Genomic DNA, 26417 nt, shown 5'->3' on the forward strand with positions numbered 1-26417 from the left:
TCCGTACGCGCGCCCGCGCCGCCGCCTCGCGCTCGGCGCCGCCGCGACGTCCCGGCCTGCTCCGATGCGTCGCGAACGGCTCCTTCCGTCCTCCCGAAGCAACCGTTCGTGACCCCTCGGCGCCCACTCGTCCGTACGCGCGCCCGCGCCGCCGCCTCGCGCTCGGCACCGCCGCGACGTCCCGGCCTCGCATCGGCCTGCTCCGATGCGTCACGAACGGCTCCTTCCTCCCTCCCGAAGCGACCGATCGTGACCCCTCGGCGCCCGCGCGCGAGCGGCCTGCGCTCGGCCCCCACCGAGCACGACCAGGCATGCTGGACGGATGACCGACGCCGCCCCGTCCCCCGACCGCCCGCGCCGTGCCCGCAGCCAGCACGTGCTCACCGTGCTGCGGACCGAGCGCCTCACCGGCCACCTGGTCCGCGTGCACCTCGGCGGCGACGGGCTCGACGCGTTCCTCGCCGAGTCCGACCCCGAGCGCCTCGCCGCGACCGACCGCTACGTGAAGCTCCTGCTCCCGCCGCGCGGCTCCGACCTCCAGCCGCCCTTCGACCTCGACGCGCTCCGGGCGAGCGTCGCCCCCGAGCAGCTGCCCGTGCGCCGCACCTACACCGTCCGCTCGGTCGACCTCGAGCGGCGCTCGATCACCGTCGACTTCGTCGTGCACGGCGACGAAGGGGTGGCGGGACCGTGGGCGCTCGCCGCGGCTCCCGGCGACCGGATCGCGCTCTCCGCGCCCGGCGGCGCCTGGTCGCCGAGCGCCGACCCCGAGGTCGTGCACCTGCTGCTCGGCGACGACTCCGCTCTGCCGGCGATCGCCTCCGCCCTCGAGGGGATGTCCGCGCACGCGCGCGGCCTGGTCCTGATAGAGGTCGACTCGGCCGCCGACGAGCTCGCGCTTCCCGCTCCGGCCGGAGTGGAGGTGCGCTGGCTGCACCGCGGCGGTCTCGAGGCCGGCCGGGCGCTGGTCGCGGCCGTCCGGGCCGAGCCGAGGCCCGAGGGCGTGCTCGAGGTCTTCGCGCACGGCGAGCGCACCGCGATGAAGCAGCTGCGCGCCCTCCTGCAGGACGAGTGGGGCGTGGAGCGCCGGGCGCTCTCGCTCTCGGCCTACTGGGCTCTCGGCCGCGCCGAGGACCGCTTCCAGGCCGAGAAGCGCGAGCCGGTCGGCGCGATCTTCGCCGACTGACGCGGGAGCGCACTCCGTCCGCACACCTCCGGGAAGGGACCAGCCTCGGACCCACCTCTACTCCGGTCCCCACGACAGGACCGTCCGATGGCGGTCCGGCCCTGCGAGCCTCGCGCCCGCCGCCCCCGCCGTTCTGCGGGCTGCTCGACCGACACGATGGGGAGAGCCCCCGTGGGAGTGCTGATCTTCGGCGCCTGGCGGCGCCGGATCGAGTTCGAGGACCGGACGCTCGCGAACGTGCGGATCGCCGTGCGCGCGCGGATGGAGCAGGGGCAGCCGTTCCGCTTGACCTGGAGGACGCTGCAGGAGTCGGAGCCGCGCTCGCACGCGATCCTCGTGCAGCCGAACGCGGTGCTGGAATACCGCTTCGATCATCCCCGTCTGCACGCCGTGAACCGCCTCTGGCTGCGCGAGCTCCTCACCCCCGCGTCCGGGCGCGACATGGTCGTCGCCGCTGAGCCCGAGCAGGCGCCGCTCCTCGGTGACGACCGTCCGTCCCCGGTTCCCGAGGGAGGGCTCGCGGCCTAGTCGGAGCGGAGCCCCTCACTGCCGAGCGAGGCCGACCGGGAGCCCGCCCGCGAGGGCGGCGGCGGATCCGAAGAGCAGCGCCCCCACCCCGCCCAGGGCGGTGGCGACGACGGTGTTCAGCACGGCTCCGACGAGCGCGAAGCCCAGCACGTTCGGCAGCGAGAGGATCGCGGCGAGGTGGACCTGATCGCCGACGACCTGCCCGAGGAGCGTGTCGGCCTGGGTGAAGAGGTCCGAGTGCACGAGCAGCGGATGGGCGACCAGGACGGCGACGAGGCCGAGCAGCGCGATCGCGAGGCCGAGCAGGAACGAGAGCTTCACGGCCGACCAGAAGTCGACGTGCACGAGCGCGAGGCGGAGCGGAGCCTGATCGCCGGCCGGCTTCCCGGAGCCGGTCATCGGGCGTCAGCGGCGCGCTGGACGACGTCGACGACGACGAGGGCTGAGGCGGCGGCGAGGGCGAGGGCGCGGTTCACGAGGGTCTCCTGGGGCGGGACGGGCGCCGGGAGCAGAGGCTCGGCGGCGTTCTGCCAGAGTCCCGGGCCGGAGGAGTCCGGTGCGTCGTCCGGGAGTCGCGTCCGGTGCGCCTCGGGGATGACCGCGTGTCCGCTGCTCCCTCCGACAGCCCGCCACCCGCCGAGGGCCCCTCCTCTCCGGCGTGCGGTCGATGCGGATCGCCGCCTGCCGCTCGCAGGACCTCCCCCGCGCGGTGGATCCTGCCCGGACATGGAGCGCCGCGCAGGACGCCGCGGCCACCGCCCCAGCGGGACTCCCGCCGACACGGATGTTGCATCGCCGCCGCAGCCGGACATGTACCTGTGACTCCGCGAAAGGGGAACCATGAGCATCCGCTCCCGAGACGACTTCTCCGAGCTGTACCGCGCCCACTTCGACGACCTGCTCCGCTTCGTCCGCCGCCGCGCTCCCGCCGCGACGGTCGACGACATCGTCGGCGAGACCTTCCTCGCCGCCTTGCGTCGCCGGCAGGACCTGCCGGAGAACGTGCGGCCCTGGCTGTTCGGCACCGCCCGGCACGCGATCCTCAACGCCGCCCGCGGCGAGAACCGCCGGCAGGCGCTGGCCGTGCGGATCGGGACCCTCGCCCCGGAGGAGCAGGCCGACCCGTCGGTCGGCGACCGCCTCGACCTGGAGAGCGCGTGGAAGCGGCTGCCCCTCGCCGAGCAGGAGGCTCTGGCCCTCCACGTGTGGGAGGACCTCCCGCAGGCCGAGGCGGCGCAGGTGCTCGGCTGCTCCCGGGCCGCCTACGCGATGCGGCTCACCCGCGCGAAGCGGCGGCTGGCGGCGCTGCTCGCCCCCCTCGACTCCACGCTCCTCTCCGGCACGGCAGAACGGACCCTCTCATGACCGACCAGCTCCTCGACCTGCTCCGCGCGCACGACGCCGAGCCCCGCACCTCCCTCACCGCTGCCGAGGCCGCACGTCGGGACGCGCTCCTCGGCGAGATCCTGGTCAGCGCGGACGCGGCCGCTCCCCGTTTCTTCCGCCCCCGCGACTGGGCCGTCGCCGGCGCGGCGACCGTGCTCCTGGCCGCCGCAGCCGCGGTGATCGTCGTGGTCCCGGGTCTCATCCCCGGCACCGGCTCCGTCGGGCTGAACCGCGCGGTGCTCGCCTCCTGGACCGCGATCCCCGAGCGCCTCCTGCCGAGCTCCGAGCTCGGGCAGTCGGCGACGCAGTGGTGCGCGACGAACCTGCAGAGCCCCAACGGCGAGGCCGGGCCGGCGGAGGTCTCGCACCTCGACGCGCGCGGCGACGCCGCCTCGATGATCTACCGCTTCGACGACTCCCTCTACTACTGCCTCAGCGCCGGGAACGGCGCGGGGATGTGGGAGGTGGCGGACGCCGCACCGGTCGGCCCCCTCGCCGCGGACGCGGTCCAGCTCAGCTCGGCCGGAACCTTCGGAGAGGGGGACGCCGCTCTGATCTACGCGGTCGGCTTCGCGGGCGCGGACGTGGAATCGGTGGTGCTGAACGAGGCCGGCGTCGAGCCGGTCGTCGCGACCCTCGAGGGCGGCTCCTGGACCGTCTGGTGGCCCTCGTCCGACGGTCTCGCCGCCGGGCCCGCCGGCACGGTCACGATCACCACCCGGGACGGCTCGAGCCGCGAGGTCCCCATCGACTCCCTCTACCGCCCGTGAGCGGGCCGCGGCACTCCCGTTCGGACGGGCCGGAGCAGGAGGGGACGGGTGCGCGCGTCCTGTCCACGCGCTTCACCGACGTCCACTACCTCGACGAGGGACCGGAGGACGGCACTCCGCTCGTGCTCGTGCACGGCTTCCCCGACGTCCCCGCCACCTGGGACGGCGTCCTGGAGCTGCTTCCCCCCGGACTCCGGGTGGTGCGCCCCGTCCTGCGCACCCGCGCCTCCCGTGACGCGCTAGAGCGTCTGCGGCCGCGGACGGTCCGTGCCCACGCCGCGGACGCTCCTGCTGGAGGCCGCGAGGAGCGAGGCGACGAGGACGACCGCGGCGCAGCCGAGCAGGGTGCGGTCGAGCCCGACGAGGTCGGCGAGCGGGCCCACGAGCGCCTCCCCGAGCGGCACGGCGAGGAAGGAGCCGACCATGTCGTAGGAGTAGACCCGGGCGAGCGCCTCCCGGGGGACGTGGGTCTGCAGCGTCTGGTCCCAGGCGATGGCGAAGATCTCGAGCGCGACTCCGCCGAGGGCGAAGGCGAGGAGGAGGGCGGGGAGCGCCGGGAGGATCCCGAGGGCGGCGACCGGGACGGCCGTCACCGCCATGAGGGCGACGCCCGCCCCCAGCGCACGGCGGGGCCGCCAGCGCAGCGCGATCACGGCCCCGATCACCAGGCCGACGGTCTGCGCGGCGATCACGAGTCCCCATGCCGCTCGGCCGAAGGACCGGTCGGCGACGACCGGGCCGAGGACCGTGGTCGCGCCGACGAACGCGGCGTTGACGGCGGTGAACTGCGCCACGACGATCCACACCCAGCGCCGGCTCGTGAACTCCCGCCACCCCTCGCGGAGGTCGGCGAGGACGGAGGCGCCCGGGCCCGAGCGGACCGTCCGCGGCAGCCGCACACGGGAGTAGAGGACCGCGGCCAGGGCGAAGCCCGCGGCGTCGACCGCCAGCCCCCACCCGGGACCCACCAGTGCGACGAGCGCGGCCCCGGCCGAGGCGCCGACGATGCTCCCGGCGTTCAGGCCCAGGCGGAGCAGGGCGTTGGCCGGGCGGAGCTCGCCGACCGGCACCGTCTCGGGGACGAGGGCGGCCGCGGCGGGCAGGCTCATCGCCGCGACGGCGCCGTTGAGCACGCTGAGCACGACCAGGGCCGCGACGGTCGCCGTCCCCGTGATCACCGTCACGGCGACCGCGGCCTGAGTGGCCGCCGCCGCGAGCGAGGTGCCGACGAGGATCACGGAGCGGGGGAGCCGGTCGGCGAGGACGCCGCCGAGCAGCAGGACGGCGACGTTGGCGAGGGAGCGCGCGGCGACGACGAGTCCGAGGTCCGTCGGCGAGCCCGTCAGGTCCAGCACGGCGAAGGCCAGGGCGATCGGAGCGACGGCGTTGCCGAGGACGCCGGTCGTGCGGGCGGCGAGGAGCCAGCGGAAGGGGCCGTGCGCGAGAGGCCCGTGCGCCAGCGGCCCGCGCCCGTCGCGGGTCACGGCCGGCGGAGCGGGAACATCGCGGTCGTCATCGACACCGGCGCGGTCCCGGGGGTCCTCGGCGGCCGGGCCGCCGCGTGCAGCAGCGCGGACGCCTCCCCGACGTGCCGCACGACCCGCCGCCAGACCTCGGGGTCGACCCAGAGCTCCGCGTCCGTCGAGAGCTGAGGACCGTCCGCCCGGCTCGACGAGCGCCGCCGGAGCTCCTCGATCAGGGCCTCGAGGTGCAGGTCCCGCTCCTCCTCCGGCCCGGCGTCCACTGACGCGGTCACGTCGAAGGGCCTTCCGGAGGCCTCGTGCCGGTACCTCTTCGCCTCGCCGCCCCGCAGGCGCACGGTCTCGACGACGGCCACGAGCCCGGCGCGCTCCAGCACGCGGAAGTGGTAGCTCGCCGTCGCCTGCGACAGCTGCAGCTCGCGGGCGGCCTCCGCGGCGCTCATCGCCGCTCCCGTCACCAGGGACAGCAGGCGGAGGCGGATCGGATGCGCGGTGGCGCGCAGCTCGTCGAGAGAGGACATGCGGCCATGGTGACCGGCGGCTCCCGCACCGTCAAACAGGGCTTTGGGGGTGGGGCGGCGCTCATCGGGCCGCTCCGGTGCACATCGGGCGGCGCTCGCCGGGCCGCTCTGACGAGCGATCCGGAGGGCCCACGGGCGCTTCCGGGCCGCTCGCTCACCCCGGCGATCCGGGAGCGGGGCCCGGAGTCGTCCTCCGGGCCCCGTCGCTCACACCTGGGCGGTGCCGCTGTCCTCGACCGGGCCGGACGCGTCCGACTCCTCGGCGATCTCGGTGTCGGTCTCGTCGGCGCGGTCGCGGAGCGCGTCGGCCATCGCGCCGGCGCCCTCGGCTCCGTGGTCGTGCTCGACCTGGTCGATCAGGCCGCCGAGCTTCTCGTCGTTGCTGGCGTCCTCGGCTCCGTCCATCACGGGGCTGTTCTGCTCGTTGTCGCTCATGGCGCTCCTCCTGGGTCGACCGGCCTCTGCGCCGGTGGTCCGACGCTACGCGCGCGGCCCGTGCGGTGCAGGTGATCGACGGGAATCGGCCGGTCCGCTATCGGGGTGCCGAGCGACGTTCCCGGTCATCCCCGAGTCGAGCGGATATCGCTTTCCACCCTCCGGAGAAGTGAGCGGATATCGCCTGTCGAATGAGCCCCTATCGCTTTCCGGCGAGGTGAACAGTTCTCTCAGAGAAGTGCCCCTCGGAGACCCTCCCTGCTATGATCGGGCGACTTCTGCACCAGGGACCGGGGGGTCGTTCTCGGCGGACGATCGATCATCCACACGCCTGTTATCTCGATCATCACCAGTGAAGGCGCGTATGGCTTCGTATCTCTTCGTCTGCTCCGGCGGCGGGCATCTCAAGGAGATGTTCGCGCTCTCGGGGCTCCTCGGAGTCGACCCGGAGGAGCAGCACTGGGCGACTGTCGACAGCGCCCTCAGCCGCACCCTCCTCACCGACCGGCGCGTGACCCACCTCGCCGATCCGCCGCCCCGCGCCGTGGTGCCGGTGCTCCGCAACGCGATGATCGGCCGCTCCCTGCTGGCCCGCGGGTCCTTCGACGCCGTCTTCAGCACCGGCGCCAGCCCCGCCCTCTCCTTCCTGCCGCTCGCGGCCTCGCGCGGCATCCCCGCGCACTACATCGAGAGCGCCGCCCGCGTGCTCGGCCCGTCGATGACCGGTCGGATCCTCGCCCGGGTCCCCGCCGTCTCGACCTACACCCAGTACCGCTCCTGGGCCGACGACCGCTGGAGCTTCGGCGGCTCGATCTTCGACACCTACCGCGTCGAGGACGTCGTCCCGCAGCCGATCCGCCGCGCCGTGGTCTCGGTCGGCACGCAGGACGGCTACCCGTTCCCCCGCTTCTTCGCCGCGCTCGCGCCGCTGCTCGAGGGCGTGGAGGTGCTCTGGCAGACCGGAGCGAACGACGTCTCCGGGCTCGGGATCGACGGCCGCCACTCCGTGCCGCACGACGAGCTCAACGCCGCGATGAAGGCGGCCGACGTCGTCATCGCGCACGGGGGAGTGGGCACCGCGCTCAGCGCCATCGAGCAGGGCCGGGTGCCGATCCTGGTTCCGCGCCGCGCCTCGTTCGGCGAGCACGTCGACGACCACCAGGTGCAGATCGCCACCCGCCTGGCCGACTCCGGCCTCGCGGTCACCGTCGACATCGAGGGCCTCTCCCGCGAGACGCTCGAACTCGCCGCGGCGAGGCGGGTCGTCTCCGCCGATTCCGCCGTGCCCTTCGTGGTGCACGAGACGGCCGAGAAGTCCTCGGGCCTCTCCCGCCGTCTCTTCCCCTCCTCCCGCTGATCCCCGCCCGAGCGACCAGACGTGATGAGAACGACATCCACGCGTCATCCGCGGCCCGTACACTCTCGAATGGGTTGGGGGGCCGGACGTCACTTCATGTGCGTCGAATTCGGAATGGTCGGCCGACTCGACACTGATGGCGAAAGCTCCGAAGGATTCTCGATATGACTGACACCCCGCGCGGCCTCTCGCGCCGCCTCCTGCTCGCCGCCTCCGCTGTCGGAGCCGCCGCGACCGCCTCCGCGCTGGTGGCGACCCCGGCGCTCGCTGCGCCGAACTACAGCGTGATCCCGAGGCTCCCGGGCGAGGTCTCGCGCCTCGACACCAAGTTCTCGAAGAGCGGCAACAAGCCCTACGAGATCATCGATGTGAAGATCGGCAGCGACTCCACCCGCCTCTTCGTCCCGCACTCGGCGAAGCCGAAATCAGGCTCCTCGGTGCCGGTCGCCTGGTTCTACCACGCCAGCGGCAGCAGCTTCAGGGCCCTCGACAAGGCCTACTTCTACTCGGCCGATCCGCTCGTCGACCTGGGCTTCGTCAGCATCTGCCCGGACTTCGGCGGCCCGAGCAACTACACCAACCCCACGGCGCTCGCCGTGCAGACGGCCGCCACAGCCTGGGTGCAGAGCCTCTGGAACGTCCGCGGGAGCTTCCTCCGCTCGAACTCCGGCGGCGGCGCGATGATGTGCTGGGCCTACGCGAAGAAGATGGTGCCGAACATCTACGGGGCCTACCACGCCAGCAGCGTCTTCGACGTCGAGGACCTCGCGGCGCGCGACGACAGCCAGCCGAACCGCGTCCTCGCGGTGTACGGCGGAGACCGGGCGCTGATGCGCGCGACCAACCCCGCCCGGCTGCCGCAGTCCGCATGGCAGGGCATGCGTCTGCGCGTCAGCGCCGGCACGGCCGACCAGCTCGCTCCTGCCGAGCTGCACGGCGGACGCCTCCGCCGCCTCGCGCTCCCCGTCGCCAAGGAGGCGACGATCGCCTACCACAACAGCGCCGGCTACGAGGGCGGCCATGTCGTCCCGGACTTCACCAACAAGGACTCGGTCGGGACCTTCCGCCGCTGGCTCCAGGAGGGCCCCGCCTGATCCGCGGCAGGACCGACGCGACCCCTCCTCCCCGGGGGTCGGCGCCAGGGTCGAGCAGTGGAGGAGGAGGGCACGGCATCGCAGGCGTCCCAGCCGCCGAGAGGCGGCTCGCGAGGGCATCGCGATCCTCATCGAGGCCGACGGGACCACTCCCGTGAGCGCCGCACCGCCCGCCCCCTCCTCCACCACTCCGCTCCGACGCCAGAAGGACTCCCTGACGTGATCGACATCCTCCCGCGACGACTCCTCGTCGGCGCGCTCTTCTCGGTCGCCCTGGTGATCGTCCTCGGGATGGGGTACATCTTCTCGACCCGGGAGCCGGCCACCGGCCTCCTGGTGATCGCCGCCGGAGTCGGCGGCATCGTCGGGGCCTGGGTGCTGCTGCGGGTCCCCGCGCACTGGCTGCCGGCGATGGCGCTCGCGTTCTTCGCGCTCGTCCCGACGCCGCTGACCCCCTCGACCCTGACGTTCCGCATGACGCTCTGGGCCGTCATCCTCGTGATCTGGGCGATCCGGCGCGGGCTCGCTCCCGAGCTGTGGCGCGCCCCCGTCAAGGCGTGGACCCGCGAGCTCGTGCTCTCCCCGTGGCGGGCCGTGGTGATCCTCGCGTTCATCGCCCTCATGCTCTGGTCGGCCCTGGCGACGGTGCGCAGCTCCTACGCGACCGAGGGCGTCTCGTGGATGTTCAGCTTCGCGATCTGCGTGGGCGTGCCGATGCTCGTCTTCGACGCCCAGCGCGAGGCCGTGCTGCTGCGCAAGACGTGGGTGATCCTCTCGGGGCTGCTCGCCCTCTACGCCGCCCTCGAGCTGGTCGCGCAGAGCTCCCCGATCCTCGGTGCCGTCTACGGCGCCCTCGGCTACGAGCAGGACCAGCACTGGTCGCTCTACCGCGCCGAGATCACCTTCGGCCACCCGCTGCTCGCCGGCACCTTCCTCACGGTGGGCGCCGGTCTCGCGTTCGGCTCCTGGCTCCAGGGCTCCCGCAAGTCGGACCTGCTGCTGGGCATCCTGGCCTCGGGCGGCGTCGTCGCGACCGTCTCGCGCGGACCGATGGCGGCCATCGCCGTCGCGGTCATCGTCGCGCTCGTCGCCGTGGGCTTCCTCAACCCGAACCGCTCGCTGCTCCGGCCCGGCTCGATCCTGATCGCCGGGCTCGTCGCGGGTGTCGGAGTCCTGAACTTCGAGCCCGTCACCGCCCGCAACAACAACCTCGACGCCTCCATCTCGGCCGGCGCCCGCGACCTCGCGGTGACCGTGTCGCTGAAGGCGGCCGAGCTCACGCACTGGCTCGGCTCCGGAGCGGCGACGTCCGGCATCAGCGGCAGGCGGTTCTCGGACGTCGTCATCGAGAACTCGTTCCTGCAGCTGCTGATCAGCGTCGGCATCCCCGGCCTGCTGCTCTTTGTGATCATGGTGGCCGCGATGTTCGGCGCCACGCTCAGCCGTCGCGACGTCGGTCCTGCGGCGGGCCTGCTCGGCTTCATGGTCTGCCTCGCCGGCTACAACGCCATCGACGCGGTCCGCCCCAGCCACCTGCTCCTGGGATTCCTCGTCATCATCTGCCTCAACCCGGTGCACGTCCCCGACTTCTCGAAGGGCATCCGGATGCGCCAGCCCCTCGGGGCGAGGATCTTCGACGCGCCGATGGCCGTCGGGATGCGGGGCGAGCGATGAGCCGCCTCGCCCGCAGGAACGACTCGTCGCCGGCCGCGCTCGTCGTCCAGCAGTCGCTCGCGCCGCCGGACTCGACCACGCAGTACGTCGACTCGATCGTCGACGGCCTGGCGCCCGGCGTCGAGCTGCTGTTCTTCTCCTGGCGCAGCGCCCTGCTCGCCGACTACGACGTGCTGCACGTGCACTGGCCCGAGCTGATGATCCGCGGCCGCAGCCCGCTGCACCGCTTCCTCCGCCGCCGCGCCCTCGACGTGCTGCTGGTGCGCCTCGCGCTCCAGCGCATCCCGCTCGTGCGGACGGTGCACAACCTGCACCCGCACGAGCTCGGTCCCGCCGCCGAGCGCCGCTCGCTGGCCCGGGTCGACCGCGCGACCGACCTGTTCGTCCGCCTGAACCCGACGACCGTCGCTCCCGGCCGGGCGCCCGCCGTCACCGTGCTGCACGGCCACTACCGCGACCAGTTCGCGCAGCACCCGCTGCCCGAGCGCGAGCACGGCCGCGTCCTCTACTTCGGCATCATCCGCCCGTACAAGGGCGTCGTCGAGCTGATGGACGTGTTCCGCGGCGTGGAGGACGACTCCCTCTCCCTGCACGTGGTCGGCAGCCCCAGCACGGGCCAGCGCGAGCTGGTCGAGGAGCGGGCCGCCCGCGACACCCGGGTGCGCACCACGCTCCGCCGGGTCGACGACGCCGAGATGGTCGACGAGATCGGCCGGGCCGAGCTGATCGTCCTTCCCTACCGCGAGATGCACAACTCCGGCTCGATCCTGGTCGCCCTGTCGCTCGGCCGGCCGATCCTGGTGCCTCGCACGCCCACCAACACGGCCCTGGCCGAGGAGGTCGGCAGCGACTGGGTGATCGAGTACGACGGCGAGCTCACCCCCGAGCTGATCACCGCCGCTCTCGAGCGCACGCGCACCCGGCCGCCGGAGGGGCTCCCCGCCCTCTCCGGTCGGGACTGGGACGTGCTCGGACTCCAGCTCAAGAAGGCCTACGAGGGCGCGATCGCCACCAAGAAGGGCTCGACCCGATGACCGGGACCACGCAGAAGCCGTCACCGAGCCTCAGCCGCTCGGCGAGCCGCGGCGCCGCCGTCACCATCGGCGGGCAGGCGATCCGCATCGCCGTCCAGCTGGGCGGCATCGTCATCCTCGCGCGCCTGCTCTCGCCGGCCGACTACGGCCTGCTCGCGATGGTCACGGCGATCATCGGCATCGGCGAGATCTTCCGCGACTTCGGCCTCTCCTCCGCCGCCATCCAGGCGAAGGAGATCACGCCGGGCCAGAAGAGCAACCTGTTCTGGATGAACTCGGGCATCGGCCTCACCCTCACCCTGGTGGTCATCGCGGCCTCCTGGCCGATCGCCGCCCTCTACGGCGACGACCGGCTCCAGCTGCTGACCGTCGTGCTCTCCTCGACGTTCCTCCTCAACGGAATCTCGACGCAGTTCCGCGCCGACCTCGCCCGTCACCTCCGCTTCGTGAAGATCACCCTGGTCGACATCGTCGCCCAGGTGCTGGGCCTCGTGGTCGGCGTGCTGATGGCGCTCGGCGGCGCCGGCTACTGGGCGCTGGCCGGGAGCCAGATCGTGCAGCCGCTCATCAGCGTGCTGATGCTGGTCTTCATCACGGGCTGGCGTCCCGGCCGCTACCGCCGCGGCGAGGCGATGGGCCACTTCCTCCGCTACGGAGGCGGGGTCTTCGCGACCCAGGCGCTGACCTACGTGAGCAAGAACGTCGACTCCGTCATCATCGGCGCGCGCTTCGGCCCGGTCGACCTCGGCCTCTACAACCGCGCGTTCCAGCTGATGATGCTGCCGCTGCAGCAGTTGAACTCTCCGGTGCAGCGCGTGGCACTGCCCGTGCTGTCCAAGCTGCAGGACGAGCGCGAGCGGTTCCGCACGTTCATCCTCTTCGGCCAGTCGGCGATGCTGACGGCGATGGGCCTCGTGCTCGCCGTCCTCGGCTCCCAGTCCGACTCGGTCATCCGGATCCTGGTGGGGGAGCGCTGGCTCGCCTCGGTCCCGATCTTCCAGATCCTGCTCGTGGCCGGGTTCTTCCAGGCCACGGCGTACTGCTCCAACTGGGTGTTCCTCGCCAAGGGTCTCGTGCGCCAGAGCGTCTGGTACAGCCTGGCGACCCGCCCGCTGATGGTCGTCCTGATCCTGCTCGGCTCCAACTGGGGAGTGACGGGCGTCGCGGTCGCGTACGCCGGCTCGCTCGCCCTCACCTGGCCGACCGCGCTGATCTGGATCGGCCGCACCTCCGATGCCCCCGTCCGCGAGATGTTCACCAACGGCCTCCGCAGCGGCATCACGTTCGGATCGATCACGGTGGGCGCCTCCTTCTCCACCGTCTGGATCGCCGCCGACCAGCCCGTCCTCCGCCTCCTCCTGGGCGGCGCCGCCGTCCTGGTCGGGGTCGGGCTCTGGATGCTGATCCTCCCCGCGTTCCGCCGCCAGATCCTCAGCCTCGCCGACCTGCGCCGCCACTTCCGCCGCAGCCGCCCGGCCGCCGCTCCGGCCCCGGCCACGGTCGACGCCATCAGCCCCACCGGCGACAGCGCGCTGGTCGACGGAGCCGTCACGGCCGGCATCCCCGACTCCGAGCGGCCTCCCGCCGCCGTTCCTCCCACCGAAAGAGATCGATGAAACTCAAGCTCGGCGTCGTCAAGTCCTGGAAGAAGGACTTCGTCACGACGACCCGCCTGCCCGCCCGACGCGACGCGGCGGTGCTCCGCGCCGCCCTCGCGGACCTCCGACCCGAGCCCGAGTCTCACCTCGTGATCGCCGCTCCCGGCAGCGGCAACATCGGCGACCAGGCCATGCTGGAGGCGTTCCTCGAGAACACCACCGGCTCCGTCGTGGTCGTCCAGCGCTACGCCGGCGACGTCGTGATCCCCGAGGAGCAGGCCGACCGGGTCGAGGTCGTCGAGCTCCCGCACCTGGTCTACGGAGTGGGCGACGCGCACGCCGCCGATCTCCGCGCCTACGCCGCGCTGATCCGCCGCGCCCGCTCGGTCTCGGTCGTCGGCGCCGACATGATGGACGGCAAGTACAGCCTCCGCGGCTCGGTCCGCCGCTCCCTGCTCGCGCAGGCCGCCGCCGAGGCAGGGGTGCCCACGCGCGTCCTCGGCTTCTCCTGGAACGCGGCGGCCCGCCTCGCCGCCCGCCGCTCCCTGATCGCCGCCTCCCGCGCCGGCGTCGTCCCGATGCTCCGCGACCCGCTCTCGGCGGAGCGCGCCCGGAGCATCGGCGTGCAGCGCGTCGAGGAGGTCACCGACATCGTCTTCTCGGCGCGCACCCGCGACCGCAGCTTCCGCGAGGATCTGGGACTGCCCGAGGGCGTCCCCTTCGCGCTCGTGAACGCGAGCGCCCTCGTCGCCGGCATGGTCGACCAGGTGCCGGAGTACGAGCGCATCGTCGACCGCCTGCGCGCGGCCGGCGTTCACGTCGTGCTCCTCCCGCACGTCTCCCGCCCCATCGGCGACGACAAGGTGGCCGTCCGCGCGGTCGCCGAGCGCGTGGGAACCGAGGGCGTCACCGTCGTCGACCGCGTGCTCATGCCCGCCGAGATCCGCGGCCTCGCCGAGGACGCCCTGCTGACCGTCACCGGGCGGATGCACCTCGCGATCATGTCGCTCTCGCTCGGCGTCCCCGCGATCACCCTCGCCACCCAGGGCAAGGTCGAGGGCATCATGCGCCTCATCGGCCTGCCGCAGCTGTGCGTCGAGCCGGTCCCCGGCTTCGCCGACCGCGTCCTCCCGGTGATCGACCGCATCCTCGCGGAGCCGGGCGACGGCGGCGTGCGCGCCACCATCGACTCGGCCATGCCCGAGGTGCGCCGCCTCTCGGCGCTCAACACCCGCGGCCTCGGCGCGGAGGTCGTGCGATGAGCGCGGCGCAGGAGAAGGGACCGCGCATGCGGATCATGTTCGTCGTCACGTCGCTGCACGGCGGCGGGGCCGAGTTCGTCGCCCGCACCTGGATGGGCTGGCTCCTCGAGCAGGGCCACCACGTCGACGTCGTCACCACCTCGGTGAAGGGCACCGACGAGTACCTCCCCGAGGGCGCGGTGCTGCACCGCATCGGCGAGGGCAAGGGCCACGTCGGCAAGGCGCGGATGCTCAAGGAGCTGTTCCGCCGCCGCACCCCCGATGTCGCGGTCGCCCTGCAGGGCTACCCGAACATCGTGCTCCTGGCCTCGGCGGAGATGACCGCGAAGGCGGACCGCCCGAAGACCATCGTGAGCGAGCGCAACCTCGTCTCGCTCGGCATCCCGGGCTTCTCGAAGACCCAGAAGGTGCAGCTCGGGCTCGCCAAGACGCTCTACCGCCGCGCCGACCACGTCATCGCGATCTCGCACCCCGTCGCGGGCGAGCTCGTCGCCGGTTTCGGCGTCTCGGGCGAGCGCTGCACCGTCGTGCCGAATCCGGCGACCGCCAAGGTCGACCGCTCCCGCCAGGTCTCGCGCACCCCCGGCACCGCGGCGGGCCTGCAGATCGTGCTGCCCTGCCGCCTCGTCGTCCAGAAGCGTCCCGAGCTCGCGATCCTCGCGGCCGAGGAGCTGGAGCGCCGCGGCATCCCCGCGAAGGTCGTCTCCTTCGGCGGCGGCCCGCTGCTCGGCAGCATGAAGGCGGAGGCGACCGCGCGCGGCGTGGACTTCCAGGACATGGGCTGGGTCGAGGACTGGTTCCACCACTTCGACGAGAACGCCGTCGTGCTGCTCCCGTCGCTGCGCGAGGGCTTCGGCAACGTGCTGGTCGAGGCGGCCGCCGCCGGCGTCCCCTCGGTCGCCGTGTCCGGGGCGCTCGGAGTCGCGGACGCGATCGTCCCGGGCCTGACCGGCGAGCTCGCGCTCACCCCCTCCGCCTCCGACCTCGCCGACGCGCTGATCCGCGCGAGCGAGCTCGAGATCACCGGCATCGACCGCTGGCTCGACCGCTTCTCGCTGGAGTCGAGCGGCCGCGACCTCGAGACGGTGCTCCGCCGGGTCGTGGGGCAGAAGTGACCCTCGTCTCGGTGGTGGTCCCGGCGCACCAGGAGGAGGCGCACCTCGCCTCGGCCCTGGAGCGCCTGCTGCGGCAGACCCACGCCGAGCTCGAGATCCTCGTGGTCGACGACGCCTCGACCGACGGGACCGAGGCGATCGGCCGCGCGTTCGCCGAGGAGCACGAACGGATCCGCTACCTCCGCCAGGACGAGAACCAGGGCGTCGCGGCCGCTCGCGAGCGCGCCGTCGGCGAGGCCGCCGGCGAATGGGTCTGGCTGGTCGACGCCGACGACGAGTGGCCGGAGACCGCGGTCGAGGCCATGCTCACCGCGGGGGAGGCGGGCCGCGCCGACGTGGTGGTCGCCCAGGCGGTCACGGTCGACGCCACCGGATCCACGCCCGTCGGCTCCCTGCGCGGCCCGCTCGCGCTCTCGGGCCGGGGCGCCTTCACCGCGCTCCTGGTAGGGGAGCTGACCGGGCACCTCTGGAACAAGCTGTTCCGCCGCGAGCTCTTCGACGGCATCGACTTCACTCGGATCCGCCAGCACTCGGACCAGGCGCAGGTCGCGCAGCTGCTCGCCGCGGCCGACGAGGTCGTCGTCGTCCCCGACTCCGTCTACGAGTACCGCCTCCGCTCGGGCTCGATCATCCGCTCGGGCGCGAAGCGCGCCGACTCGCTCGCCGGGCTCGCCGCCGTGATCGAGCGGACGGCCCGCGGGCTCGACCCGCGCATCCTCGACTCGCAGGACTACTCCTACTACCGCGCGCGCTTCTCCCTGCTCTCCCGCTTCAAGGACGCCACCTCGGGCGCACACAGCCCCGAGGAGGCCGACCGGCTCTGGCGGGCCGCGCACGACGAGGCGGGGCTCCGGCACCTGGTCGCGCTCGTGCGCCGGCGCGACCTCAAGCGCTCCGTCCTCTTCGGGCTCGCCGCCGCGGCGCCCGCGCTCTACCGTGCGGCGATGAGCGCCGGGAACGGACGCCGGTGACCGTCGTCTCCATGGTGAGCGGAGAGGCCGGAGTGCGCTTCCCGGCAATCGAGTCCTCGTCACTATTCAGCCGAATGTGCGGCGCGGACGATACACCCTTAGTCTTGATCCTCGGTCGCATTCTGCGACCGAGCCTGCGTCCTTCTCTGAGCCTTGTTCACCTCGGATGGAATTCACGAGCGGTACGACCGGGCACAAGGGGGAGAGAATGAAGTTGCTGAAGCCTGCGGGCGGGGCCCGACGCGAATGGGTGGATTTCGCCAAGGGTGCCGCCATCCTGATGGTCGTGTATTACCACACGTCGTTGTACCTCGGTGACATCGGGGTCGAGAACACTCTCGGCCGCATCAAGGTCGTGTTCGAGCTGTTCCCGATGCCCCTCTTCTTCCTGGTGTCCGGTCTCTTCGGCTCGCGCATCCGCACCTGGAGCTTCGGCGACCTCTGGCGCCGCAGGCTGTACCCGCTGCTCTGGCTCTACGTGGTGTGGTCCGTGATCCGCATGGCCTTCTACCTGGTCGTGCCGCTCGCGAACGGCGGACTCGGCGAGCTCCCCGCGACCGACCCGCTCAACCTGCTCCTGCTGTTCTTCTGGCCCAGCAGCAGCTACTGGTTCATCTACGGCCTCGTGCTCTTCACGCTCGGCGCGTGGCTCCTGCGCAAGGTCGATCACCGCGTGCAGGTCGCCCTCGCCGCGGTGATGGGGACGATGTTCACCACGGGTCTCCTCAACACGACCAACGTGGGCTGGAACCGCATCGGCGCCCTGTTCGTCTTCTTCCTGGTGGGCACGCTCTACTCGAAGAGGATCATCGACTTCGTCGAGCAGAAGGGGAGCCGCGCGTTCCTCTACGTCACTCCGGTCTTCGTCGTGCTGAGCGCGGTGCTCTTCCTCTTCCCGATCCGCTGGGTGCCGTTCCTCGCCCTCGCCGGCCAGATGGCCGCCGTCGCGATGGGCATCCTCGTGTCGCGGGCCCTCTCCCGAGTGCGATTCCTGAACTTCTTCACGATCTGCGGCGAGCGCAGCCTGCACATCTACCTGCTGCACCTCTACTTCATCGTGATCGCCATCACGATCCTGCGGGTGATCCTCCCCGAGGACCGCTCCGAGATCGGCGGCTTCGAGGTGCCGCTGCTGCTGGTCGTGATGGTGCTCGCGGTCGTCCTCTCGCTCTTCGTGACCCGCTACCTCTCGAAGGTCAAGTGGATCTACGTCCCCCCGGCCGCCCTCGGCGGCCCCGGCAAGCGGCGCAAGCCCGTGCCCGTCCCTGCGCGCGGCCCCGGAGTCGTCTCCGATCCCGTCGCGGTCCCGGCCGATGAGCCCGGCACCTCCCCCAGTTACGAGAAGAAGAGAGCGGAGTCCCACGAGTGAAGACGACACGAGCACGCAGAGCCGGAGTCCTGGCGGCCGTCGTGGCCGTCGCCCTCGGGCTGGCCGGCTGCTCCTCGCAGCCCGAGCCCGTCCGCACGCCCGACGGCTTCACGACGGAGAAGGCGATCGAGTACCGCTCGGTCGACGGCGTCTCGCTGAAGGCCGACGCCTGCCTCCCCACCGCGGGCGGCACCGACCGCCCCGCGCTGCTGATGCTGCACGGCGGAGGGTTCGTCGACGGCGCCCGCGACGAGGGCGGGATGACCGAGCTCTGCGAGTACTACGCCGAGCGCGGCTTCGTCTCGGTCTCCGTCGACTACCGCCTCCTCCAGGACAGCCGGTACCCCGGCCAGATCGAGGACGCGCAGGCCGCCGTGGAGTGGCTGCGCGAGCCCGCGCAGGTCACGCGCTTCGGCCTCGACCCCGCCCGCATCGGCGTGATGGGCAGCTCCGCCGGAGCGATCATCGGAGCGACCATGGGCACGCTCGGCGAGGGCTCCCTCACCGAGGGCTCGCGGGTCAAGGCGGTCGTCGCCTTCTCGGCGGTCGCCGACATGACCGAGACCGGGATGTCGCTGGGCACGCCGGTGCCCGAGGCGAAGGAGCAGATCCTCTCCTACCTGGACTGCGACGAGATCGACTCGACGACCTGCCCGCAGAGCATCCCCGCGTCGCCGATCACCTCGGTCGACTCCACGGACGCCCCGCAGATCTGGCTGACCTCCGAGGACGAGCTCGTCCCGGTCGAGCAGGCCGACGCGATGCAGGTCGCCCTGCAGGACGCCGGAGTGGCGTCCGAGGTCGGCGTGGACGGCTCCGGCCACCACGGGCTCCAGAACAACACCCCGAACAACAAGAAGGCGATCCTCGCCTTCCTGCAGGCCCACCTCTGATCCACCGCTCCCGCGCGAAACCTCGCGGCCGGGTCCGCGCAACGCGGACGACACATCACGACGCTACAGTCAGACCCCCTGCACTCCGGTGCAGTCGACGAAAGGGACACCACACACCATGACCTTGAACGGACTGTTCGCCGGCATCGGCCGGAGGTGGGTCTACATCGTCGCCTTCGCTCTGCTCGGCGCCGTGGCGGCCCTGGTACTCAACGCCGTCCTCCTCCCGCAGTACAAGGCGGACGCACGCGTGTACGTCGCGGTCTCCTCGTCCGGAGTCCTCTCGACCGCGGACCGGGTCGCGGCCAACAGCGCCGCCTCCCAGGCCACGGTCACCTCCGTCGCCCTCGGCACCTCGGACACCGTCCTGCAGGGCGTCATCGACGGCCTCGGCATCGACGAGCCCATCGAGGACTTCGCCAAGCGCGTGACCGTCCTCGCCGAGCCGGAGTCCGTGGTCATCACGATCTCGGCCACCGACCCCTCGCCCGAGCAGGCCGCGGTCATCGCCAACGCGGTCGCCGCCCAGCTCGACGCGGCCGTGAAGGGCGCCGATCCGGCGACCACCACGAACGGCGTCGCCGTCCCGCAGATCCAGCTCCAGGTGCTCAGCCAGGCGCTCCCGCCGGAGCTGCCGGTCACCGGTGGCATCCTCGTCCTGCTCGCGCTCGGCATCCTCGGCGGCGCCGTGGTCGGCGTGGGAGTGGCGATCGTGATGACCGCCCTCGACCGCCGCCTCCGCAGCGGCGACGACGTCCGCTCCGCGATCGACCGGCCGCTGCTGGGCATCGTCCCGGTCAAGGCCACCAAGCTCGACGAGATGCTGAACTCGACCGAGATCCCGGCCCGCTACTCGGCCGTGGCGTTCGAGCTCTCCGCCATCGCGCGCACCCGCTCGTACTCCTCCTTCGCGATCGCCCCGGCGTCCGAGAAGACCCCGCACACCGCCAGCGCGGTGCTGCTCGCCAAGGCGCTGGCCGTGCTCGGCTCGTCCGTCGTGATCGTGGACGGCACCGCCGAGGGCTCGGCTCTCGCTTCCGCCTCGGGCGGACGCCCGGGCCTGCGCGAGGTGCTCGCCGGAGCCGCCTCGCTCGACGACGCGATCATCAAGCGCTCGACCGACCGCGTCGACCTGCTCCCCGCGGGCGGCGCCCAGGCCGGTACGCCGATGCCGACCGACGCCCTCCGCGCGCTGGTCGAGGAGCTCGAGAAGGTCTACGACATCGTCCTGATCGTCACCGGCACCCTCGGCGCGACCGAGCAGTCGCCGACCTTCCGCGGCGTGGCCGACGGAGCCGTCCTCGTCCTGATCGAGGGCAAGGTCGACTCGCCCCAGGCCGCCGCCGACGTGCACTGGATCGAGACCGCCGGCACCCCCGTGGTCGGCGCGGTCGTCCTGGCCCGCCACAAGCTGCAGAAGGCCCCCGCGATCGTCTGATCGCGTCCTCGCACGATGCGGAAGAGCGCACCCCGGCCCCGGCCGCGGTGCGCTCTTCCGCATCCGGGGACTGCGCGGTGCCCGGCGGGGGCCCGGCTGCCCTCTCTCCGGGCCCAGCCGGCCCCTCCGACGCCTGGCCGGCACTCCAGCCCCCTCCACCCCTCCGCGAGCCCGTTCACTCCGCGAGCCCGCAGAACTCGCGGTACTCGCGCGCGACTCCGCCCACCTCCGCGGTCTCGGCAGGAGGCGGCGTCACCGTCCGGGCCCGCGGGCTCTCCGGGGCCCGGCCGACCGGTCCGTCCCTTTTCAGCGTCTCCAGCGCCCGCCGTGGCCTGATCACGTGCCTCACCGGCTCTCGGGAGCTCGCTCACCCCGCGAGTCCGCAGAAGTCGCCGTACTGGCGCGCGACTCCGCCGACTCCCGCGTGGTCGGCGGGAGGCGGGCAGACGCAGAACCGCCGCCGTCGAGGGGACGACGGCGGCGGTTCTGCGCGCGGGGAGCGGATCAGGTCACGGCGTGCAGGCCACGTTCCCGATCAGGTCCTTCCCGGAGTTGGAGCAGCTCAGCGTGTTGCCGCTGGTGGACCAGTTGGACGGCTGGTGGAGGTAGACCACCGCGTTGCTGGTCTTCAGCGCGAGGTTGCCGCTGATGGTGTTGTCGTTGCCCGAGCCGTCGGCGCGGGTGATCACCTGGTAGCCGTAGGTGGTGGTGCCCGCGGCGGAGTTGCCCGCGGCCAGCCAGCTGTTGCCCGAGACCAGGATCAGCGAGACGACGTCCGAGGCGAGCCGCGATCCGCCGAGGACCGTGTTCCCGATGATGTCGCCGTCGAGGGTGCCCTCCTTGGCCTCGATCGGCTCGGCGCCGGTGTCGCTGATCGCGTTGTCCACGACCGCGATGCGGGCCGTGCGGTCAGGGTTGCAGCTGTTGTACTCGCACCAGTTGCGGTCGGAGGTGCCGACGTAGACGCCCTCGCCGTACTTGGCGGAGACGAGGCCGGTGCGGCGGATGGTGCTGCCGACGATCAGGGAGTCGGTGGTCTGGCTGCGGAAGTGGACCGCCTCGTAGCCGATCTCGCTCACCGTCAGGCCGGCCATCTGGACGCCCTTGCTGGCGAGCACCTGGATGCCCTGGAAGGAGCTGCGGACCGAGAAGCCCACGAGGTGCACGTCGCTCACCGTGTTCAGGATGAGCGCGGTGCCGCTCGAGGTGGATCCGGAGGTGAGGACCGCGTTGGGCGAGCCGCAGATCCAGATCGAGCCGGGCTGGGCGGCGGTGCCGCGGAGGGCGAACTTGCCGGTGTAGACGCCGTCGGCCAGGCGGATGACGTCGCCGGAGGAGGGGTTGGTCAGGGCCGTGACGAGCTGCGCCGAGGTCGACACCGTCTTGGTGGCGGCGGGGCAGTCGAAGGCCGCGAGCAGCGAGGCGCGGGAGGCGAGGATGTCGGCCGAGGTGGTGGCCGACTCCTTCAGCCGCGAGTCGCGGCCGGCGTCGTCGGTCGCCGTGACGGTGTACGTGTAGGCGCGTCCCGCCTCGGCGGTCTCGTCGCGGTACTGGCGCACCGGGTCGGCGACGGTGCCGACGACCGTGTCGCCGGAGCCGTCCTCGTTCGAGCGGTGCACGTCGTACGAGACGACCCGCGAGCTGAAGGGCGCGTCCCAGGCGACGGTGTAGCCGTCGGTCAGGGGGGAGAGCTCCACGGCGTCGGTCGCGAGGCCGTCCTCGGCGAGGACGAACGCGTCGATGATCAGGTTCTTGTCGGTCGACTTGGAGTTCTTCGTCCCCGTGTAGGAGATGGTCACGGTGTGTGTGCCCTCGGCGAGGTCGGTCGTCTCGTAGACCGGCACCTGGTACTGCGCGGTCGAGCTGTAGCGGTCGACCTTGGTGACGGGTCCGCCGTCGACCGAGACCGCGGCGATGCCGGAGGAGGAGGTCTTCCGGCTGATCCAGCGCCACGACGTGCCGACGAAGGTGAACTTCACCGATCCGGCGGAGGTCAGGTACTTCATCCCGCCGCCGCTGTCGCCGCCCGCCATCGATCTCCACGAGCCGGTGTACTGCAGCGCGGGGTCGGTCTCCTGCACGAGGAGGCTGGTCGCTCCGGAAGGATCGAGCACGGGGCCGTCGTCCTCGCCGCCGCCGGTCTCGTCGGTCGGCTCCTCGGTGGCGGGAGTCGCGCGGGTGATGTCGAACGCGTCGATGACCAGGTTCTTGTCGCTCGCGGAGCTGTTGGCCGTGCCGCTCCAGGCGATCTTGACCGTGTGGACGGTGTCGGCGAGGTCCTTCTTCGTGAACACCGGGACCTGGTACGCCGTGGTCTTCGTGTACCGGTCGACCGAGGTGCTCGCGCCGTCGACCGTGACGGTGGCGATGCCGGCGGAGGCGGTGGTGCGGCTGACCCAGCTGAAGCCGGTGCCGCGGAAGCTGAACGAGACGGAGCCGGTGCTGTTGAGGAACTTGATCCCGCCGCCGCTGTCGCCGCCCGTCATCGTGCGCCACGAGCCGCTGTAGGTCAGCGAGGAGTTCGTCTCCTGGATCCGCGTGCTCTGCCCGGCGCCCGGGTCGAGAGTGGCCGCGGAGGCGGCGGGCGCCGTGAGGGGGGCGACCAGGATGCCGAGAGCGGCGATCAGAGCGGTGGTGAGGGAGAGGCGTGCGCGTCGTCGGCGAGGGCGGGTCGGGTCTGGCGTCGTCTGAGGATTCACGATCGGCTCCGGGTCTTCGAGGGGGCGTCGGGGGCGGTTCGAGGGGGCTGCTCAAGGGGGTGGTGCTGGTCCTCCCGACGCTATAGACGGGCCTTGCGACTGATGGCTGGATGAGACGGATTCAGGTTGTAGTACCCCATTCGGGCGTGGTGGTCGGGCTTATATCAGCGATTCCGCTGAAGGACTGGCGGACCGCCGCGCATGCGTGTATACGGAACGGTCACACGCGCTGTCGACGACGGATCGGAGGGCGGATGTCGGATCGGGACGGGACTCCGGGAATGCCCGTCCGCGGAATGGACGAGGGGGAGTGCTGCTCGGTCGAGGAACGGCGACCCTACCCGGCGATTCTGGACACGGCCCCGGGCCGGGCCGCTGGGCGAGAGAATTGACCGGGCGTTCACCGGGCCGACCCCTCGCCGAAACACTGCGATGATGGGCTCTCCACTGGTGATCGCCGTCGCACCCGCGTCGCGGATCACCCGCCGCGGGCGAGCGGCGGTCCCGACGAGAGGGAGGACGCGATGGACACGGCCACGACCGCGACCGGCGACCGCCCGTCCACCCCGCCGTCCCGGGAGCGCCCGAGACGCCCCCAGGTCCGCGCTCGCACCGTGATCGGACGGCTCCTGCTCGTCCCCCTCGTGGTGCTCGCCCTCTTCGGCGCCGGGATCCCGCTCTATGTCACGCCCCCGATCGACCCGATCCCTGAGCAGGCGGACGCGGTCTTCGTGCTGGGTCCCTCCACGAGGGCACGAGTCGAGTTCGCCCGCCGGATCATCACCTCCGGGGCGACGGACACGATGGTGCTCTCGGTCGGCCCCGGCGAGATGAACGCTCCCTACGAGGCCAAGAAGTACAAGAAGTGCAACGAGCCCGGCGGCGACGTCCTCTGCTACTCCGCCGACCCGCTCACGACCCAGGGAGAGGCCCGGCAGCTGCGCGACATGGCCGAGCAGTACGGCTGGGACCACGTCATCGTGATCACCAACGCCTCCCACCTCGTGCGCGCCGAGATGATCATCGAGCGCTGCTACTCCGGCGAGCTCTCGATGGTGCCCTCGGGCGAGCCGATGGGCCTGGACTACCTGGTGAACCAGTACGTCTACCAGACCGGCGCGTTCCTCAAGGCCTTCCTGGTCACCAACGGCTGTTGACGCGAGCACTCCTCCTCGAGCCGCCGAGCCCGCCTGCGCTAGTCTGCCCGGGGCGCCATCGGCCCCGAGCCCGCTCCTGCGGAGCCCGGCCGGCCCGGCCCACGACGGCAGCGCGGCAGGAGGATCGACCGGGGAGACCCGCGACGCTCCCCGCTCCGCACCGGTCACCCCCACGCGAACCCCTCCGAAAGGCCCGCCCGTGACACCTGCCCGATCGATCTTCGCCGTCGGCCGCGGCCAGTACGAGAACATCGGCGACATCATCCTGCGTCGCCAGCTCCTCGACTGGCTCCGCGAGTCGGGTCCGCTCCACGTCTACGTGGGCCACTCGCCGTGGGGCTACGACGACGGCCTGCGCCTGGGCCCGGACGACACGGTGTACCGCTCGCTCCTGCGCTGGTACGCGGCGCTCGCCCGCGAGGCCCTCGCCGGCCGGGCGAACTCGGTGTTCAAGCCGGGGGAGATCCAGCTGACCCTGATCGGGATGAAGGAGCACCTCGTGATGCTCCCGGGCATCGCCCTCGTGCGCCTCGGCGGCGGCCGCGTGATCCGCGCCGGCGTGGGCACCCGCAACTTCGCCCCGCTGCCCCGCGCGATCATGTGGCCCTCGATGGCGCTCTCGAGCTACACCCGCTGGCGCGACGACAAGACGGCCGGCTACATGCGCGTCGGCGCCGCCATGCCCGACCTCGGCTACGGCGAGGGCTCGAGCGACGCGGAGCTGACCGCGTTCGCCGCGCAGCCCGACGAGGAGCGGCGCGTTCTGGTCCTCTCCCTCCGCGAGGACCACGAGGTGGACGCCCGCCCCTACCCCGAGCAGGAGTGGCTGGCCGCGATCAAGGGCTTCGCCGAGCGCGAGGACCTCGACATCGTCGTGGTCACGCAGGTCGCCGTCGACGCCGAGCGCTCCCGCCGTCTCGCCGCCGACCTCGACGCGGACATCCTCGACTGGGATCCGGCGCACACCCACGACGAGCACGAGATCCTGCTGCGCGAGCTCTACCGCACGGCCCGCGTCGCGATGAGCGACCGGCTGCACGTGATCATCATGGCGTTCACCGAGGGCGCCGCCCCGGTGAGCCTGCAGATGGACGGATCGACGAAGGCCTCGCGCCACTTCGAGACCATCGGGATCCACGACGTCACGGTCGACATGTCCCGGACGACCCCGGCCGCCGGCGTCGAGACCTTCTCCGCCGTGGTCGCCCGCCGGAGCGAGCTGCTCGAGAAGCTGCTCGTCGCCCGCGGACGCCTCCGCGGCGTCCGCGACGACATCCAGGCGCTGCTCGCCGTGCCGCCCCGCAGCCGCCCGGCCGCCGCGGCAGCCCCTGCCGGCCCGAAGACGCGGGTGTACCACGTCGGCCGCAGCGGAGAGGTCCCCGGAGGCATGACGCAGGTCGTCAACGGGTACCTGCGCTGGCCGTTCGAGCGCTCGGACGTCCGGGTGATCTCCTCCCGCACCGCTCCGGGCGAGCACGTCGCCGCGGCCCGCCTGGCCGCCGGCGCCGCCGCCCGCATCGTCGCGATCGCGCGCCGGGAGCCCGGCGCCGTGATCGTCGTCCACCTCTCGGAGCGCGGCTCGTTCCTCCGCGAGGGGTCCCTCCTCCGCCTCGCGCACCGCCTGGGCCTGCGCACGGTCGCCCACCTGCACGGCAGCGAGTTCGCCGCCTTCACCGCCGCGCACCCGCGCCTGGTGAAGGACGTGCTGCGCAGCGCGGACGAGATCATCTCGCTCTCGGAGGAGACCTCGGCGATCTGCCGCCGCTACGTCCCCGCCGAGCGCGTGCACCTCGTACCCAACGCGCTCGAGCAGGGCACCCCGCGCGAGAAGACCCGCACCGTCGTCTTCGGCGGCGTCGTCAGCCACCGCAAGGGCGTCGACGTGCTGCAGAAGGCGTGGGCGCAGGTCGAGGGCAAGGAGGGCTGGCGCCTGCTGGTCGCCGGTCCGATCCGCGAGCCGGAGGTCGTCGACCGCGGCGTCCCGGGGATCGAGTTCCTCGGCTCGCTCGAGAACGCCCGCCTGCTCGCCCTGCTCGACGAGGCGTCCATCGCCGTCCTGCCCTCGCGCGACGAGGCGATGCCGATCTTCATCCTCGAGGCACTCGCCCGCGACGCGGCCGTCGTCTCGACCGCGGTCGGCGGCATCCCCGAGGTCCTCGGCGACGGCTGCGGCCGCGTGGTCGCGCCCGGAGACGTGGAGGGCCTCGCCGCCGCGCTGACCGAGCTCATCACCGACGAGGACGCCCGGGCCGAGGTCGTCGAGAAGGCCGGGGCGCGCTTCCGTGAGCGCTTCTCCGCCGACGCCGTGTTCCCGCGGGTGGAGGAGGTCTGGCTCGGCTGAGCCGCCTGCGACTTCGCCCCGGATCGCGCCCCCGGCCCCGCTCCGGGCCTGGGCGGAGCCGCGGGAGCGTAAAATCGCTGGAGTCCGCGTCGCCGTGCCGTCGCGCGC

Annotated in this window: 22 protein-coding genes; 17 read left to right on the forward strand and 5 right to left on the reverse strand. The window is 72.4% G+C overall.

Going from position 1 to position 26417, the window contains the following annotated elements:
* Positions 1–322 precede the first annotated feature (322 nt).
* Complete coding sequence (locus C5C46_RS10170; protein WP_104226607.1) at positions 323–1186, forward strand: siderophore-interacting protein; 864 nt, start codon at positions 323–325, stop codon at positions 1184–1186.
* A gap of 156 nt (positions 1187–1342) precedes the next feature.
* A complete protein-coding gene (locus C5C46_RS10175; RefSeq protein ID WP_146078977.1) occupies positions 1343–1714 on the forward strand; it encodes a hypothetical protein in 372 nt (123 codons plus the stop codon).
* A gap of 15 nt (positions 1715–1729) precedes the next feature.
* On the opposite strand, the gene C5C46_RS10180 is transcribed toward C5C46_RS10175, so the two are convergent.
* Positions 1730–2113, reverse strand: coding sequence for a DUF3566 domain-containing protein (locus C5C46_RS10180; RefSeq protein WP_104226609.1), 384 nt, complete (start codon positions 2111–2113; stop codon positions 1730–1732).
* Positions 2114–2554: 441 nt separating this feature from the next.
* Here C5C46_RS10180 and C5C46_RS10185 point away from each other — a divergent pair, with 441 nt between their 5' ends.
* A complete protein-coding gene (locus C5C46_RS10185; RefSeq protein ID WP_104226610.1) occupies positions 2555–3079 on the forward strand; it encodes an RNA polymerase sigma factor in 525 nt (174 codons plus the stop codon).
* The gene (locus C5C46_RS10190; protein WP_104226611.1) at positions 3076–3870 is read left to right on the forward strand and encodes a hypothetical protein; all 795 of its coding nucleotides are present in this window, start codon (positions 3076–3078) and stop codon (positions 3868–3870) included. Before C5C46_RS10185 ends, C5C46_RS10190 begins: the two co-directional genes overlap by 4 nt.
* Before the next feature lie 239 nt (positions 3871–4109).
* Here C5C46_RS10190 and C5C46_RS10195 read toward each other — a convergent pair whose 3' ends face one another.
* From C5C46_RS10195 to C5C46_RS10205, 3 genes are all read right to left on the reverse strand, one after another.
* Complete coding sequence (locus C5C46_RS10195; protein ID WP_258059434.1) at positions 4110–5354, reverse strand: MFS transporter; 1245 nt, start codon at positions 5352–5354, stop codon at positions 4110–4112.
* Positions 5351–5872, reverse strand: coding sequence for a helix-turn-helix domain-containing protein (locus C5C46_RS10200; RefSeq protein ID WP_104222473.1), 522 nt, complete (start codon positions 5870–5872; stop codon positions 5351–5353). Before C5C46_RS10200 ends, C5C46_RS10195 begins: the two co-directional genes overlap by 4 nt.
* Positions 5873–6079: 207 nt before the next feature.
* Positions 6080–6307 carry a hypothetical protein gene (locus C5C46_RS10205; RefSeq protein ID WP_104226612.1) on the reverse strand — a complete coding sequence of 76 codons (228 nt, stop codon included), beginning with the start codon at positions 6305–6307 and terminating at the stop codon, positions 6080–6082.
* A gap of 364 nt (positions 6308–6671) precedes the next feature.
* Between C5C46_RS10205 and C5C46_RS10210 the strand changes: the two genes are divergently transcribed.
* The 11 genes from C5C46_RS10210 (at position 6672) to C5C46_RS10260 (ending at position 20112) form a co-directional block, all read left to right on the forward strand.
* On the forward strand, positions 6672–7664 hold the full coding sequence (locus C5C46_RS10210; protein WP_181127418.1) for a glycosyltransferase: 993 nt from the start codon (positions 6672–6674) through the stop codon (positions 7662–7664).
* Positions 7665–7828: 164 nt separating this feature from the next.
* On the forward strand, positions 7829–8758 hold the full coding sequence (locus C5C46_RS10215; RefSeq protein WP_104226614.1) for a S9 family peptidase: 930 nt from the start codon (positions 7829–7831) through the stop codon (positions 8756–8758).
* Positions 8759–8977: 219 nt separating this feature from the next.
* Positions 8978–10432 carry an O-antigen ligase gene (locus C5C46_RS10220; protein ID WP_104226615.1) on the forward strand — a complete coding sequence of 485 codons (1455 nt, stop codon included), beginning with the start codon at positions 8978–8980 and terminating at the stop codon, positions 10430–10432.
* Positions 10429–11466, forward strand: coding sequence for a glycosyltransferase (locus C5C46_RS10225; protein WP_104226616.1), 1038 nt, complete (start codon positions 10429–10431; stop codon positions 11464–11466). Before C5C46_RS10220 ends, C5C46_RS10225 begins: the two co-directional genes overlap by 4 nt.
* Complete coding sequence (locus C5C46_RS10230; protein ID WP_104226617.1) at positions 11463–13082, forward strand: lipopolysaccharide biosynthesis protein; 1620 nt, start codon at positions 11463–11465, stop codon at positions 13080–13082. Before C5C46_RS10225 ends, C5C46_RS10230 begins: the two co-directional genes overlap by 4 nt.
* Positions 13079–14326 carry a polysaccharide pyruvyl transferase family protein gene (locus tag C5C46_RS10235; protein WP_104226618.1) on the forward strand — a complete coding sequence of 416 codons (1248 nt, stop codon included), beginning with the start codon at positions 13079–13081 and terminating at the stop codon, positions 14324–14326. Before C5C46_RS10230 ends, C5C46_RS10235 begins: the two co-directional genes overlap by 4 nt.
* A 26-nt stretch (positions 14327–14352) precedes the next feature.
* On the forward strand, positions 14353–15441 hold the full coding sequence (locus C5C46_RS10240; protein ID WP_181118449.1) for a glycosyltransferase: 1089 nt from the start codon (positions 14353–14355) through the stop codon (positions 15439–15441).
* Positions 15438–16412, forward strand: coding sequence for a glycosyltransferase family 2 protein (locus C5C46_RS10245; RefSeq protein ID WP_104260674.1), 975 nt, complete (start codon positions 15438–15440; stop codon positions 16410–16412). The genes C5C46_RS10240 and C5C46_RS10245 overlap by 4 nt, the downstream gene beginning before the upstream one ends.
* 208 nt (positions 16413–16620) lie before the next feature.
* A complete protein-coding gene (locus C5C46_RS10250) occupies positions 16621–17781 on the forward strand; it encodes an acyltransferase family protein (RefSeq protein WP_181027202.1) in 1161 nt (386 codons plus the stop codon).
* Positions 17778–18674 (forward strand): alpha/beta hydrolase, encoded by an 897-nt coding sequence (locus C5C46_RS10255; RefSeq protein WP_146078978.1) that lies wholly within the window; start codon positions 17778–17780, stop codon positions 18672–18674. The genes C5C46_RS10250 and C5C46_RS10255 overlap by 4 nt, the downstream gene beginning before the upstream one ends.
* Positions 18675–18792: 118 nt before the next feature.
* Entirely contained in the window at positions 18793–20112 is a 1320-nt protein-coding gene (locus C5C46_RS10260) for a Wzz/FepE/Etk N-terminal domain-containing protein (RefSeq protein ID WP_104226623.1), read from the forward strand.
* A gap of 509 nt (positions 20113–20621) precedes the next feature.
* Here the strand turns inward: C5C46_RS10260 and C5C46_RS10265 are convergent.
* Positions 20622–22811 (reverse strand): hypothetical protein, encoded by a 2190-nt coding sequence (locus tag C5C46_RS10265; RefSeq protein ID WP_104226624.1) that lies wholly within the window; start codon positions 22809–22811, stop codon positions 20622–20624.
* A gap of 524 nt (positions 22812–23335) precedes the next feature.
* Here C5C46_RS10265 and C5C46_RS10270 point away from each other — a divergent pair.
* Together C5C46_RS10270 and C5C46_RS10275 are read left to right on the forward strand one after the other, a co-directional pair.
* Positions 23336–23968, forward strand: a complete 633-nt coding sequence (locus tag C5C46_RS10270) for a YdcF family protein (protein WP_104226625.1) — start codon at positions 23336–23338, stop codon at positions 23966–23968.
* A 199-nt stretch (positions 23969–24167) separates the two neighbouring features.
* Positions 24168–26309, forward strand: a complete 2142-nt coding sequence (locus C5C46_RS10275) for a glycosyltransferase family 4 protein (RefSeq protein ID WP_104226626.1) — start codon at positions 24168–24170, stop codon at positions 26307–26309.
* Positions 26310–26417: the final 108 nt, after the last annotated feature.

Source organism: Rathayibacter sp. AY1E6 (genome assembly GCF_002931115.1).
Taxonomy (GTDB): Bacteria; Actinomycetota; Actinomycetes; order Actinomycetales; family Microbacteriaceae; genus Rathayibacter.